The organism is Bacillus sp. G1(2015b) (assembly GCF_001482475.1).
Lineage (GTDB): Bacteria > Bacillota > Bacilli > Bacillales > Bacillaceae > Bacillus > Bacillus safensis.
Map to the genome: position 1 here is coordinate 128,477 of NZ_LKIC01000027.1, position 13,387 is coordinate 141,863.

The following is a 13,387-nucleotide window of genomic DNA, read 5'->3' on the forward strand; positions in this document are numbered from 1 at the left end:
GAGGGGTGCCTTTTCCTCAGATTTATTTCACAATGAATAATATTCTTTTCCCATCAGGAAATCCGCTGATTTGGTGCCCGACCCATGAGCCTGCTCCCCTATTATCAGATGGACTGACATATTGAACGCTTGCGCCTTTTCCTCCCTCAAGACAAACCGCCATCGGCCATTCATCCCGGTCAAATCCAGGTTTTGTCGGAATCCCTTTTAATGATTCTTGCCTGCGGGCATCTGCTCCATTCCTGTCAATGGTACACACATCTGAATGCCCTTTTCGAATGGCTTCTTGAATATGACTGCCTGTTTCAGGGTACCTTTCCTTTGGAAATTGAACGACATGATCATATCGATCAGCCCCTTTTGCTGCCTGCTTCTCTCCAAATCCACCTAACAACATGCCCATCCATATCACAAAACATAAAGCGACAGCAGCGATCCAGCCTCTTTTCATCTTCAAAAGCGCGTGACCTCCTCATCCATCTCAAGCATGGTTTTGACTTAAAGGAAATGTGACATTTTAATGTATGAGTGGTTCGCGAATGACATGTGAAAAAATTGATGTAGCTCTCAATCTCAAATCCACAGGTTAAAAAAATGAATCCTCTATTAAATGAATCCATACAAAAAAGCTTGTCCCCTATGAAGGAAACAAGCTCTATTTTTTATTGCGCTTTCGCATAGTTTATAAACTCCACAAAGGCAGCTGTCGCTTTTGGACCGCCATTCATCGTTCCGTTTGAATACCCAGCGTTATGAACTCCAACGATTTGCTGGTTCTGATCTAGCATGGCAGAACCTGAATTTCCGCTGAATGTATCAATCGTATAGTATGCTAGATTCGTATCTTCTCTCGTCACAGGACCTGACATCTCCCATTGCGACACCTTGCCAGTAGATCTCATTTTATCACCAGGATATCCTGTGATTTTAATGGTTGTCCCAGTCAAGTTTGTCACCTGGCGGATAGATCGGTAGCCGACCGTATTGCCAATGTTCGTATCGGTTTTGATCACGGCAAAGTCATATTGGCTTGCACCAGTATTAATATACCCGCTTGGCACATAGAACTCAGTCATTTTTGCTGAACCGTTCACCGCAGTACTATCATTCATACCAGGATATACGGTTCCTTTTTCACTATAGCTTCTCGATGCCGTATTGTACACGCAGTGTCCGTTTGTCAAAATTTTATTAGGAGCAATGAGTGTCCCTGTACAGCTGGAGCCGCCAAATGTAATATAAGCAATCGAATTGTATGGTGCTACTCTTGTATTTGCTACTTTGGTTCTACCATCGTCTCCAATGACGACTTTTGTTTGAAAATCTTTTAAATATTTTGATAGTGGTTTTACTTTTTCGCCAACAGTAGAAGAAAGATCATCCACTTTGTCAAAGGATGAGGGGGCTTTCGTATCATTGTGGAAATCACTTGAAGAAATCACTTTTCCATCAGAAGTCACCATGTCATAATCAGACGTTAGTACTGAATCAGATGCGGCATGGGCAAAACTAGGCACACTTAAAGCACCAAAAACGAGAAGAGAAGGGAGTAACATTTTCACCTTTTTCATCATATTCCTCCTTTATGTCCTATATCAAAAATCATACGATTGTTTCATATTGGAGTAAATGAGAGAATATTCTTATTTTTTACAAAATATTTCATTTTTAAATTAGGTGTTTTGTATCTTCCCAACCATCATTCTATCGATCTCTTTCTATGAGAATAGAAAAAAACCGCCTAATTGGCGGTCTTTCCTTTTGTCAGCTCCACACATCTTTTACATATCTATTGTCATTTGCAAGGGCTGTCAGCCAATTATCAGCTGTTTCCTTCGAGCATTGTTTCTCGTTTTGATAGAGATCGATTAGTGTAGCCTCTACATCTGGGGCCATGACTTTTCCGTCTCCGCACACGTACAGATAAGCTCCTTGATCTAGCAATTCGATGAGCATGGCGCCTTCTTCTTTCAACAAATGTTGGACATATACTTTTTGCTCATCGTAACGAGAATAAGCACGATGGATATGGACAACTCCTTTTTGAGCGGCAAGCTGCATTTCATCAAAATATAGATCATCTTCCTCAGGGTGACGGCAGCCAAAATACAGGTGGGCTTCGCCTAGCTGCTTTCCTTCCTTCTGCCACACTTCTCTTGCCTGAACAAATCCTCTAAATGGAGCAATTCCTGTACCTGGTCCAATCATGATCATCGGTATGTCTGATGAAGGGGGCAGCTGGAATCCATCTTGCGCTTCATGCAGGAAGCAGGCTACTTCTTCTCCTTCTTTTAGACCACATAAATAGGTTGAGGCAACTCCGGCATATTCTCCTCTACCGCTCCACGCTTTATCTTTTACAACTGCTACTGTGATACTGACTTTTTCTTCATCTACCTTAGGCGAGCTAGAGATCGAATAATAGCGCGGTTTCAAACCTGGTAAAAGCGCCAAAAAGTGTACAAACGGCAGCTCGCACGCTTCATATTGATCTAATAAATCCAGCATGGTTACTCGTTTCTTTAAAATGGCTTCTTGATATGCTTCACCAGCCATTTCTTCAAGCTCCACGCGGTGAGGCGGACATACCGTATGTGCTGCGAGCTCTCTTAGCTGTGTACGTGTCGCAGGCTCTTGAAGCTCAACATGTGAGGCGAGTAATTCTTTGATTGGAATCGGCTGATCTAATGGTAAATGACTTGCCTCTTTCTCAGATGAAAGCTTAATATGCTGCTCTGGATTTAGTTTAAAGCGGCGGGTCACACGCTCAACGAGTGCATCACTATTTTTCGGTACAACCCCGATATGATCCCCTTCTTTGTATGCTTTTCCAGCAGGCAATTTCAATTCAATATGTCTTGTCTGCCTCGTGCTTGTTTCTGATTGTAATTCTTCATTTTTCAATACAACAGCTGAAAAGGCATCATATATTTTGGCTACAGGACGCTCCACTAGCTCATTCGTATAAGCAACTGATAGGTTTGGTTTTTCCTTCCCCTTTTCTTGGAAGGTGAGCTTAAATTCTTTTGCAAGCTGTTCAAAGACAGTTTTCTGGAAGATTTCTTTATCCTCATCTATATCACCGCCTGCATCACCTTCTCCTAAATCAGCTACACGTTTGGCACCTTTTTTTTCAAGGGCCTCATCAATCAGACGGGGGATCCGCTGGTACGTACTCGCCCAGTTTCGATCTCCGCATCCAAAGACCGCAAATGTCACGTTTGATAAATCCTGCTCCTCATCCTGCGCCAGCCAATCCACAAATTGCTTCGCATTGTCAGGCGGATATCCGTTGTATGAAGCGGTCACGATGAGGACAGCGCCTGTATCTGGCAATTGGCGTGTATATTCATCAAGCGGCGCAGTGGTCACATCGAATCCTTTTGCTTTCCCGTCTTCCGCCAATTCGTTCGCTATTTGCTTTGCAGTGCCAAGATTCGATCCGTACAAAACTAGCAGCGGTGTCCCGTGACTCGGCACTTTTGACTCACTAGATTGGTTGCTTTTTTTCGGTTCTTCTTTCGGTGGTGCCATAAAGAATTGCTGTTTCCTTGGCCGCACCTTGATTTTGAAATCGTTTGGTTTAATCGTCAGAGATTCTTTTAAATTAAGCTCATAAGATGTGTGATCAATTAACTCTAAATTATGCAGGACCATCGCGAGAACCATCGTAGCTTCATGCAGGGCGAACTGCATACCGATACATGCACGCTGTCCATTCCCAAAAGGCTTGTAGGCATGCTGCGGGATTTTCTCAGGATGCGTAAACCGCTCTGGTTTAAATTCTTCAGCATCCTCGCCCCATACCGCTGGATCCCGGTGTAATTTAGGGAGCAGAACAGAGACACTTTGATTCTTGTGAATCGGATATTTTCCCCCGATTACTGTGTCCTCTTTCGCATAAAGAGAGAACGTAGGCGCAGTTGGCCAGAGGCGAAGGGCTTCATTTAACACCATACGAGTGTAGCTTAACTTTTGCACTTGTTTAAATGTCGGCAATCCGCCTTGCAGCACCTCATCTGCTTCTTGGACAGCTTTCTTTAATTTCTCTGGGTTCTTTAGTAAGAAATAAATCGCAAAGGATAGCAGTCCGCTTGTTGTTTCGTGCCCTGCAATTAAGAAGGTGATGATTTGATAACGGATATTTTCATCAGATAAACGTTCACCTGTTTCAGGGTCCTCTGCATGCAGCATAAGTGACAGTAAATCATCGCCTGTTTTATCTTGTTTTCTTCGTTCCTGTATAATGTCATCTACTAATCGCTTCATAAAATCGACATGCTGATCAAATTCTTTTCGTCTTTTGATCATGAGTTTATCGGCAATCGGCAATCGGCTCGACTGCTCCATTGCTTCATTTAAGCCTTTCAGCATGCTCTCTATAAATGGATGCTGGTTTTCTTTATAAAAGCTGTTAAAGCGAAAATCAAAACCGCAAAGGCCGATCGTATCTAAAGTCAGCTTTGTCATATCCTCAGCTACTTCAATTTCTTCATCGCGGCCTGTTCTTTGCCATTTTTGTACAAGCTGTGTCGCAATATCGAGCATCATCTCATGATAGCCCTTCATGGCCTGCTGGCTGAATGCTGGCATCAAGATTTGATGAGCCTTTCTCCAGTTCGGTTCTTCTGTCCAGCTCGTAAATAACCCATCTCCTGCAAAGGCTCTTACTTTACTGAGACTAGTCCCAATAAATTTATCAAAACGGCTCTCATCAAATACTTCTTGGACAAGCTCATGGCTGGAAACAAAAATACTTGTTGCATTTGAAAATTCAAACTGAAAAATCGGTCCTAATTCATCTGCCAGCCGCCAAAAGGTTTGAGAAAGCTCCCCCTTTTTTATATGGGGAATATTTTTAAAAGGTCCGTATGTTTTTGGTTTTGGAATGATTGATGTTTGCTTCATATGCCCACTCCCTTTATCTCTTTATGATGCAACGCTGATGGCGCGCCATAAACATTGCTCAATCTCCTCTAAAAATTCAATTGTTGGCTCTATTTCTTCTGCAAGAATTTGTTTATGCAGCTGCACAAAAGCACCAAATACAATCGATAAAATGGTTCTGCCAGAGAGGTTTGGATGAATTCCATCCTTTTTCCCTTCTTCAAAGATAAGGAACAGCTCATGTAACAAATGCTGCATTTTCTCTTTGCTCGTTTCGTCTAAGTAATGGGACCGTTTATCAATCTCTAAAAAATACAGCCCGCTTGGATTCTCCTTTGTAAACAAAACCAAGCAATAAAATACATGCTTAAAGTACGCCCGAATACTTACCTTTGGATCTGGACTGTTTGTGTTCATTTTGTCGATAAATGCTGAGAGGCTGCGCTGGTACAAAATATTGACGAGTGCCTCTTTGCTGTCGAAATAACGGTAAATGGTGCCCGCTCCGACGTTTGCTCTTTTTGAAATCATCGGCATTGTGGTGCCATCAAAGCCTCGTTCTATAAATAGTTCCAGCGAAGCTTTCATGATCTGATCTTGTTTATCAGTCACTGCTGGCATTTCATCCCCTCCTTTTGAAATATAGGAATGAACGTTCATTCCGCAAACGGTATATTATATTAATATTTCAATTTCATCTATTTATACTTAAACACACTTATTTTACTCCGTCACCACATTTTCTGAAAATAATAATAATTGAGAAATGATACCTAGGCACATGACATCCAAAGGACTTATAAAGATTGTCAAATGTGTGTCATGCAGGTGTCATCAGCACTACACATTCATTCCTGATCGATTGGTGACTGAATGTGGTCGTCATATGTATCAATATATAAGCTTCCATTACTTGAACGGACAGCATACACAATGTCCTTTAAGGACAGCTGCCTTTTTTTAAGCTCTTCTTCTATCCATTGCTCTGTTAAATGATTTTCATGTATGTTTTTTTGGATGAGTTTCCCGTCCATGATGACTTCAATCGGCATGTAACGCTCTGCCTTCATGAATAAATGAAGATCCTTCCGTGTGACATTTTCAAACGAAGGGTATTTTTTCACTGACATATGCCCATCTGTTTCAATCATGGCAAATTCAACTTCACTGATATCAAAGATGTCTTTTTCTCTCAGCTGCTGATTTAAATAATCAAGGGTATATCTCATTCCCTTCATATTTCCCTCAAGAATTTTTCCATTTTGTATGACAAGAGTTGGTTTACCAGCCATCAGCCCTCTCATCTTCCGGCTTCTTAATGCAATCAGGGAAATCACATAAATAATCATGACAAGTGACACAAAGGAAATCGTTGTGTGCTGTAGCGGCAGCGTTGTATTAAACGCCAGGTTTGCAGCAATTGAACCTAAGCTGATGGCTGCTATAAAATCAAAAATATTCATTTGCGCAATGGTTTGTTTCCCTAAAAGACGTGCTCCTCCAAATAAAATCGCAAAAGCAAACATTGTCCGAAGAATCACTTCAATATGTTCAGACATGCAAGTGTCCACCTTTCATTTGCATCAAAAAAAGCCTTTTCCTTAGAAAAGACTCTTTGTTAGACTATGCATTTATTTCATCATTATTCAATTGGGCAGTACTGCTTTGTTCAAATTGTGATCGCAGTTCAATAATTGAGCTATTCCTCACATGATCTGCTTCTTGCTCAAGAAGCCACGTATAGAACTTAGCTTGCTCCGCTGTTTGCAAAGCATGCATATATTTTTGCGAGGAACGCTTCTCTGCAACGCGCTGCTTGATCCCGCGCATCTGCTTCCAGAATTGATAATAGGGGAGCTTGAGTTTGGTCATAAAGCCGCGAGCGTCCTCAATGACATATCCCTCTTCTTTAATTGTGTCATCATGAGAGACCGCTTGATACCATTTATAAAAAGACGTCCAATCATGGAAAACAGCCACTTCCTGCTTGCTGGATATTCCAAGCTGCTCACTTAATCTTTTCACTTCAGCGAATGGTGCTTTTTCGTAGCTTAACTGCCGCTTCACTATATCAAGTAAAATGAGTTGATCTTGTTCATATGTGATAATATGCGGATCTTTTTCTGGCAAAATGACTTCAAACACCAGAGATACATGCTGGTCACGGACGTATGATTTGATGTAGTCAGCTTGCACGTCATCGAAGGTCTTATAAAATAGCTCTTCGACCCAGGAGGCATGCTGATTTTGTTTCACATGTGATGTATACGATTTGGACGTAAACACCAATTCATCTTCCATTTCGTTATACCCAACAGTTCCTAAGTATCCATTTGCTTTATCATATACGGTGACAGGGAATTGTAGATGGTTCACTAAATGCTGCATTCTTGTCTCCGGACGCTCATCAATGTTAAAAAATTTATTGTAGCTTCTAGAAACAATCTGCTTAGAAACCATGTTGACAAACAAACCTCTTGCCTTCACATTCACATCGTCCCACTGCCGCTCACTAAAAGCCTTTTTCGTAAAATTAAAAGATGAAATATGGTGCGGAAGCTTTAATTCCTGTACATATTCATGCTGATCTAAATGAGCTAAAAAATCATCCAGTGAAATATCTGGCTGAACAGCAGCTGATTGTTTTTTCTCAGAGGCCCTGTAGACTGGATTGTCAATTTCATGAGTCTTAATCCCTTCAGCCGTGATTTTCAACACCCGCAGCTGCCCCCCAAATTCAACCTGACCTTCTAGGTTATAAGATCTTTCCGCTGCGTGAATTGGCAGTCTGTATAAATTGCGATGACCGTGAATTTGGATGACATCCAGCCCAGCCGTGTTTTGAACAAACAAGTGATCAATGTCATCTGAATATTCTCCTACGCCGTGAATGAGCTGCTGTGTTGAGACATGCAAAAGCTCTTCTGGCAAATGAGCAAGCCCCCCGTGGGTAACAAGAAATGTCTGATTATGGTACGTAAAATAAGTAAGCTGATGAAAGGTTCTAACAAACTTTCGTACTTCTTTTAAATCAAAGTCTGCTGCTTCAAGTTCAGGCGCAGTATGCCTGTTAAACATATTGCTCCTGACTTTTTCACCATGTGCAAACCGGTATAAATGCTGATCATGATTGCCTTCAATGACGATGACATTCCGGCATTCTCTATGGGCGAGCATCCATTCTAATACTTCTTTGTTTTCTATTCCTCTATCAAGAAGGTCACCTGCGAAGATATAAAGTTCGTTTTCTTTGATATCTCCTTGCAAATAGGTGGTAAGTGCGGTGTAACAACCGTGAATATCTCCGAAAACATGAATGGCCTCATATTGATCAAAGGATCGAGGCTGATAGGTCATCACTTGCGGATATTCCTCCGGCTTCAAAACAGTCACCCATGATGGGACCTTTTCTGTTTTTAACCGCTCGTTCATTTGATACAAAACAGATTCCCGCACCACTTTGTGAGATTCACGTGAGCGATTTTGTAAAAGAGCTGTCTCAAGGGGCACCTGCGTGAAATCGACGACATACACCCTATAACGATACGATGTCGCTAAAGACTTATATTGAGAAATTGATTTGCTTGAAATATGTGTCGCATCAATCACAGTAAAGTCTCCGCGCTCCATACGGGCTGTGAGTAAATCGAATAATAAAGACCAAACTTTGTGGTCATGCTTGCTTGAAATGTCTAGTTTCCCATTGACTGATAGCTGCGGCGGCTGGGTTAACAGCCGGATTTGATCCGCTGATAAAGTGTAAGGCTCTAAGCCTTGTTCTTTGATCCATGTTGATTTACCTACGCCTGGGAGACCTCGTAAAAGGACTAAAGTTCTCATATTGGTTCTCCTTTAATGAGTGATATTTTACCTATTATAGATAAATTATGGATAAATCTCAATCTTTTATTGATTATGGTAATATATAGATAGAAAAGGAGGTTTTACGTATGTTTAATGGAGAGAATATGGCATTCAACATGGGAGATCTTCTATTTCAAGTGTTCTCTCTTCTATTCATTGCCTTTATTGTGACAATCATTGTCCTCGCATTTCGCATGATTAGAAGAAAACGAATGGAATTGAAAAAAATCGAGGCAAGATTAAACAAAGTGATTGAAAAAAACGATCTAAAAGAGTAAAAAATCCGGGAGTTAACCGGATTTTTTTGTTTTCATCACGATTCCTTGACGCTGCTGCATCAAAAAGAAAAAGACACCTAAAAGAACAAGCAGACCGCCAAGCATTTGGAGCAGCGTGACTTTCTCTCCAAGCAGCCATACAGCAAGGATCGTTGCCCCAACAGGCTCTCCTAGAATACTCATCGAAATAGTTGTCGCATTAACATAAGTTAAAAGCCAATTATTAATGACATGAGACATAGTGGGAATGATAGCGAGCAATAAAAAGATTCCCCACTCTTTAGCCGGATAACCTATAAAAGGGGTTTGCTGAAGCAGATTGAATAAAATTAAAAAAAGACCAGCAAAACCAAATACACAAAAACTATAAATCCAATGAGATATTTTTCTTACAGCCTGTTGACCTATTAACAAGTAACAAACAACAGCGATCACACTCAAAAAGGATAAAATATCTCCTAAGATGGCTTCCTTGCTATGACCAATATCTCCCCAGCCTATCATGAGGGCACCAACAATCGCTGCACACATCGTCAATAGAGCAGACATCGTCGTTCGTTCACGGAAAATGAGGAATCCGCCTAATAAGGACACCATCGGTTGTAGAGCGATAATAATGGTAGAGCTTGCCACTGTCGTCAGCTTCAGTGAGCCAAACCACAGCACAAAATGGAGGCCTAAAAAGAAGCCTGACATACATAAGAAAAACCAGTCTCTGCGTTTTATTGAGAGAAATTCTTTTTTTCTTGGCAGGATAAATGGCAGCATGAAAGCCGCCGCAAAGATCATTCGATACATACTTAAAATAGCAGCAGGTGCATTTGACCATTTCACAATGATTGCAGAAAACGAAATAGCAATTATCGAAATCACAAGTGGCAGTGCAATTGATTTCGTTTGAGCAGTTGTCTTGATTTCCATTAGCAGCTTCCTTTACATCAGCAGTAGATGAGCAGTTCATCTTATATGTCGTCATCTTACTATGTCCATTCACCTAGTGGCAAGATGATTTTTTAAAACTTGCGTCCGCTTGTTGGATGAAAAAAAGCTTTCATTACGAAAGCCTTCATTCATCATCTATTAACAGATAAATTGCCTGAACTGGACCATGAACCCCTACCACTAAATTCATTTCAATATCGGCCGAATTACTTGGACCTGATATGAAATGGATGGCACCTTTCGCCTGCTCCCCCTCTTCTACTGAGCGATTAAGAGCCGAAACAGCCTGAATCATTCGCGGAACAATCGAGCTTTTCTCTATACACACGATATACATCATTGGCAAAAAATGCAGCGCTCTCCCTTGACCTTGATGGGATGAAAGGACAACTGTACCTGATTCTGCAAGGGTATAATCACTGAACACAACTGCATATTTCGCTTGTTCTGCCTGCCTTATGTTTTCTTCTCTTGATAGATCTGTATTCCAGCAGGCGATGGAAATCCCATCTCGTTGCAAGCTGTCAAACATAGGGCTAAAACCATATTGTTCAAAGCGATGATCACGCGATGTCATCACAGCCCCCTCACCATATTCTGTCATCAACAATCGTAATACCGAGGGCGCTTTCTCCGGTGTTGTTTCGACTACTCTTGTATGAATTTGCTGACATTGCTTTTTCAATTGCTCGACTAATTCATCTTTAGACAAACTTCCGTTTGTTTCCCACTGGACTTGATGCTTCCATGCCGGCCGTTGAATAGAGGCAGATGGGGAAAAGTTTTTGCCTAATTGATGCTGGATATGAGATAAAAACGACTCCCGGTGAAAAATGGTCCCCTTCATCACTTCTCCTCCTTTTGTCTCTTTTTAAACCAATCCCTGAATCTTTCTTTACTTGGAGCTGGCAGATCACGAATATCTGTCCAATTCTTTAAAGGGCCTATTCCTTTTGAAATTTGTCCGTTTGAAGCCATACGATTCATCAATGCAGGGGCTGCTTTTGTTCCAAATTGATACATCCCGGGAGACGCTGCCCCTATGCCAAACATTTTCATCGCCAGCATTTCAGTTTTAGGCGCTCTCCCCTCTTTTTCAACGATTACCTGTCTATGTTTAATCAATAACTCATGAAGTGGAATCTTCACTGGACAAGCATCCGTGCAGGCTGCGCACAAACTTGATGCAAAGGGGAGCTCCTTGTAGTCATCATAGCCGCCAAGAAGCGGCGAAAGAACAGCTCCGATTGGTCCTGGATAAATCGAACCGTACGAATGTCCGCCAACATGCCGGTAAACGGGGCAGACATTGATGCAGGCTGCACACCGGATACATTGGAGAACAGGCTGAAAGGCCGTTCCTAATATATTTGACCGCCCATTGTCCACAATGACCAAGTGGAATTCTTCTGGTCCATCCACTTCACCTTCTCCTTTTGGTCCCACTACAGAAATATAACTAGTTAATTTCTGGCCGACTGCGCTTCTGCACAAAAGACCCACAAGGACATCCAGTTCCTCCATCGTTGGAACAAGCCGCTCCATTCCCATAACGGCAATATGCGTCTTCGGTATAGCCGTGACAAGATCTGCATTCCCTTCATTTGTTACAAGGCAGATGGACCCTGTGTTGGCCACTGCAAAATTACAGCCGGTCACACCAATATCAGCTTCTAGGAATTTTTCACGCAAGATGGCTCTTACAAAATTCGTCATTTCTTCGGGTGTTTCTGACATCTCATACCCTAGCTTCTCATGAAATACTTCCCGTATTTGCTCTTTCGTCATATGAAGAGCAGGTGCCACAATATGTGAAGGCGGTTCATGGTCATCCACTTGCAGAATATATTCACCAAGATCGCTTTCTACCACCTCACAGCCGACCTCTTCAAGCGCTTGATTCATCTCGATTTCTTCTGTGACCATTGATTTTGATTTGACGACCTTTTTGGCTGCTTTTTTCTGTGCCACCTCTTGAATATATGCTGATGCCTCTTCCTTTGTTTTCGCAAAAAAGACATGGCCTCCGCGTGCACTTACACTTTCACTTAATTGATATAAGTAGTCATCAAGATGCGTCAGCGTATGCTGCCGGATTTCCTCACCAAGCTCACGCCACTTTTCCCAATTGCCAAGCTCCTCGCTTGCAGTCAGCCGCCTTTTATACAGACGTTCCTGTGCTGAGGAGACAGCACCTCTCATGACAGCGTCTTCTAAACCTTTCCCGATCCGTTCTTTAAAGGCCTTTTCTCCAATTTTCATACTCATGTGCCGTTCCTCCTCTTAAAGTCCGCGGCTGTTTAATACTTCTGCGATGTGCATCACTTGGATGGGTTTATCAAGACGGTTCAGCCTCCCGCCAATATTCAGCAGGCAGCCGCAGTCAGCACCAATGATATAATCAGCGCCTGTCTCCTCTATGCTTTGTACTTTTTCGTCAACCATCTGCTCAGAAATAGGGGTCATTTTCACTGAAAAGGTTCCTCCAAATCCGCAGCAATTTTCTGCGCGGGGCAATGGTCTCATCGTCAAATCTTTGACATTTGACAACAGCGTAAAAGGCGCCTCCTTAATACGCAGCAGTCTCGTCATATGACAGGAGGTGTGATAGGCTGCGTTCCCTTTCAGGCTTGCCCCTACATCTGTCACGTGTAATATATCAACAATAAACTCTGTTAATTCATATGTTTTTGCGGCAAGTGCCTCAGCTTTGGCCGACCACACTCGGTCTTCTTTTAAAAGATGAGGATATTCTAAAAACATCGCCTTACACGAACCTGATGGTGTCACAACATATTCAGCTGACTCAAAGGCTTTGATCATGTTTTTCGCTGCTTTAATTGTCTCCTTTGTATAGCCGCTGTTAAAGGCTGGCTGTCCGCAGCACACTTGTGCTTCTGGAAATTCCACTTCAACACCGAGTCTTTCCAATACTTCCACTGTCGCCTTTCCTACATTTGGCTGCATCGTGTCAACTAAACAAGTAACGAATAAATGGACTTTCATCGGCGAACTTCCCTTCTATTGCTGCATTTTGATTCATCATTCTGATCATCTGATGATTAAATAACAGGCCTTAATTTCATTTTAATCCCAAATTTCTGAAATTTCAACGAAGTGATTTGTCTAAAATTTGTACTTATGGACTGTGTGACTAAATAAAAAAACGCCCTTTTCATAGGGCGTTTCAGCATGTAGACAAACCCTCGCATTCGTTGTCAGGTCTGCACTCCGGTGCTCACGAATGTCAAATTCGCTCCGCTCCGGTGCTCGCCCTTCCTAGACTGCAAAGGTTTTCTAACACGCTGAAAAGAAGACAAAGGGCTAAAATAAAGAACATTTTAGCACTTTGTCAACAATCTAAAACGATCCAATAAGGATCGTTTTTTATTTGATATAACTCCCTTGCCTACCGG

The 13,387-nt window shown here is 42.0% G+C and carries 11 protein-coding genes; 1 reads left to right on the forward strand and 10 read right to left on the reverse strand.

Annotated features, from left to right (window positions below):
- Positions 1–22: 22 nt before the first annotated feature.
- From AMR95_RS14525 to AMR95_RS14550, 6 genes are all read right to left on the reverse strand, one after another.
- Positions 23–403 carry a NucA/NucB deoxyribonuclease domain-containing protein gene (locus AMR95_RS14525; protein ID WP_228280000.1) on the reverse strand — a complete coding sequence of 127 codons (381 nt, stop codon included), beginning with the start codon at positions 401–403 and terminating at the stop codon, positions 23–25.
- Positions 404–662: 259 nt separating this feature from the next.
- A complete protein-coding gene (locus AMR95_RS14530; protein ID WP_058838686.1) occupies positions 663–1,571 on the reverse strand; it encodes a trypsin-like serine peptidase in 909 nt (302 codons plus the stop codon).
- A 193-nt stretch (positions 1,572–1,764) separates the two neighbouring features.
- On the reverse strand, positions 1,765–4,908 hold the full coding sequence (locus AMR95_RS14535) for a bifunctional cytochrome P450/NADPH--P450 reductase (protein WP_058838687.1): 3,144 nt from the start codon (positions 4,906–4,908) through the stop codon (positions 1,765–1,767).
- A 21-nt stretch (positions 4,909–4,929) separates the two neighbouring features.
- Positions 4,930–5,508, reverse strand: a complete 579-nt coding sequence (locus AMR95_RS14540; RefSeq protein ID WP_058838688.1) for a TetR/AcrR family transcriptional regulator — start codon at positions 5,506–5,508, stop codon at positions 4,930–4,932.
- Positions 5,509–5,735: 227 nt separating this feature from the next.
- Positions 5,736–6,446, reverse strand: a complete 711-nt coding sequence (locus AMR95_RS14545) for a DUF421 domain-containing protein (RefSeq protein WP_058838689.1) — start codon at positions 6,444–6,446, stop codon at positions 5,736–5,738.
- A gap of 64 nt (positions 6,447–6,510) precedes the next feature.
- The gene (locus tag AMR95_RS14550) at positions 6,511–8,727 is read right to left on the reverse strand and encodes an RNA ligase (RefSeq protein WP_058838690.1); all 2,217 of its coding nucleotides are present in this window, start codon (positions 8,725–8,727) and stop codon (positions 6,511–6,513) included.
- 110 nt (positions 8,728–8,837) lie between these two features.
- On the opposite strand from AMR95_RS14550, the gene AMR95_RS14555 reads away from it, so the two are divergent.
- Positions 8,838–9,029: a TIGR00366 family protein gene (locus tag AMR95_RS14555; protein WP_039178883.1), complete on the forward strand. Its 192-nt coding sequence runs from the start codon at positions 8,838–8,840 to the stop codon at positions 9,027–9,029.
- Positions 9,030–9,041: 12 nt separating this feature from the next.
- Here AMR95_RS14555 and AMR95_RS14560 read toward each other — a convergent pair whose 3' ends face one another.
- The 4 genes from AMR95_RS14560 to AMR95_RS14575 form a co-directional block, all read right to left on the reverse strand.
- Positions 9,042–9,950: a DMT family transporter gene (locus tag AMR95_RS14560; RefSeq protein WP_039178879.1), complete on the reverse strand. Its 909-nt coding sequence runs from the start codon at positions 9,948–9,950 to the stop codon at positions 9,042–9,044.
- A 145-nt stretch (positions 9,951–10,095) separates the two neighbouring features.
- Positions 10,096–10,818 carry a LutC/YkgG family protein gene (locus tag AMR95_RS14565; RefSeq protein WP_058838691.1) on the reverse strand — a complete coding sequence of 241 codons (723 nt, stop codon included), beginning with the start codon at positions 10,816–10,818 and terminating at the stop codon, positions 10,096–10,098.
- A complete protein-coding gene (locus tag AMR95_RS14570; protein ID WP_058838692.1) occupies positions 10,818–12,239 on the reverse strand; it encodes a LutB/LldF family L-lactate oxidation iron-sulfur protein in 1,422 nt (473 codons plus the stop codon). The genes AMR95_RS14565 and AMR95_RS14570 overlap by 1 nt, the downstream gene beginning before the upstream one ends.
- Positions 12,240–12,254: 15 nt before the next feature.
- Positions 12,255–12,977, reverse strand: coding sequence for a (Fe-S)-binding protein (locus tag AMR95_RS14575; protein ID WP_058838693.1), 723 nt, complete (start codon positions 12,975–12,977; stop codon positions 12,255–12,257).
- Between the last annotated feature and the right edge of the window lie 410 nt (positions 12,978–13,387).

Coding starts and splice junctions, on each gene's coding strand:
- AMR95_RS14565 (WP_058838691.1), bottom strand. CDS start 10,818: ATGAAGGGGACCATTTTTCACCGGGAGTCGTTTTTATCTCATATCCAG.
- AMR95_RS14555 (WP_039178883.1), top strand. CDS start 8,838: ATGTTTAATGGAGAGAATATGGCATTCAACATGGGAGATCTTCTATTT.
- AMR95_RS14575 (WP_058838693.1), bottom strand. CDS start 12,977: ATGAAAGTCCATTTATTCGTTACTTGTTTAGTTGACACGATGCAGCCA.
- AMR95_RS14540 (WP_058838688.1), bottom strand. CDS start 5,508: ATGCCAGCAGTGACTGATAAACAAGATCAGATCATGAAAGCTTCGCTG.
- AMR95_RS14560 (WP_039178879.1), bottom strand. CDS start 9,950: ATGGAAATCAAGACAACTGCTCAAACGAAATCAATTGCACTGCCACTT.
- AMR95_RS14570 (WP_058838692.1), bottom strand. CDS start 12,239: ATGAGTATGAAAATTGGAGAAAAGGCCTTTAAAGAACGGATCGGGAAA.
- AMR95_RS14550 (WP_058838690.1), bottom strand. CDS start 8,727: ATGAGAACTTTAGTCCTTTTACGAGGTCTCCCAGGCGTAGGTAAATCA.
- AMR95_RS14525 (WP_228280000.1), bottom strand. CDS start 403: ATGGGCATGTTGTTAGGTGGATTTGGAGAGAAGCAGGCAGCAAAAGGG.
- AMR95_RS14535 (WP_058838687.1), bottom strand. CDS start 4,908: ATGAAGCAAACATCAATCATTCCAAAACCAAAAACATACGGACCTTTT.
- AMR95_RS14530 (WP_058838686.1), bottom strand. CDS start 1,571: ATGAAAAAGGTGAAAATGTTACTCCCTTCTCTTCTCGTTTTTGGTGCT.
- AMR95_RS14545 (WP_058838689.1), bottom strand. CDS start 6,446: ATGTCTGAACATATTGAAGTGATTCTTCGGACAATGTTTGCTTTTGCG.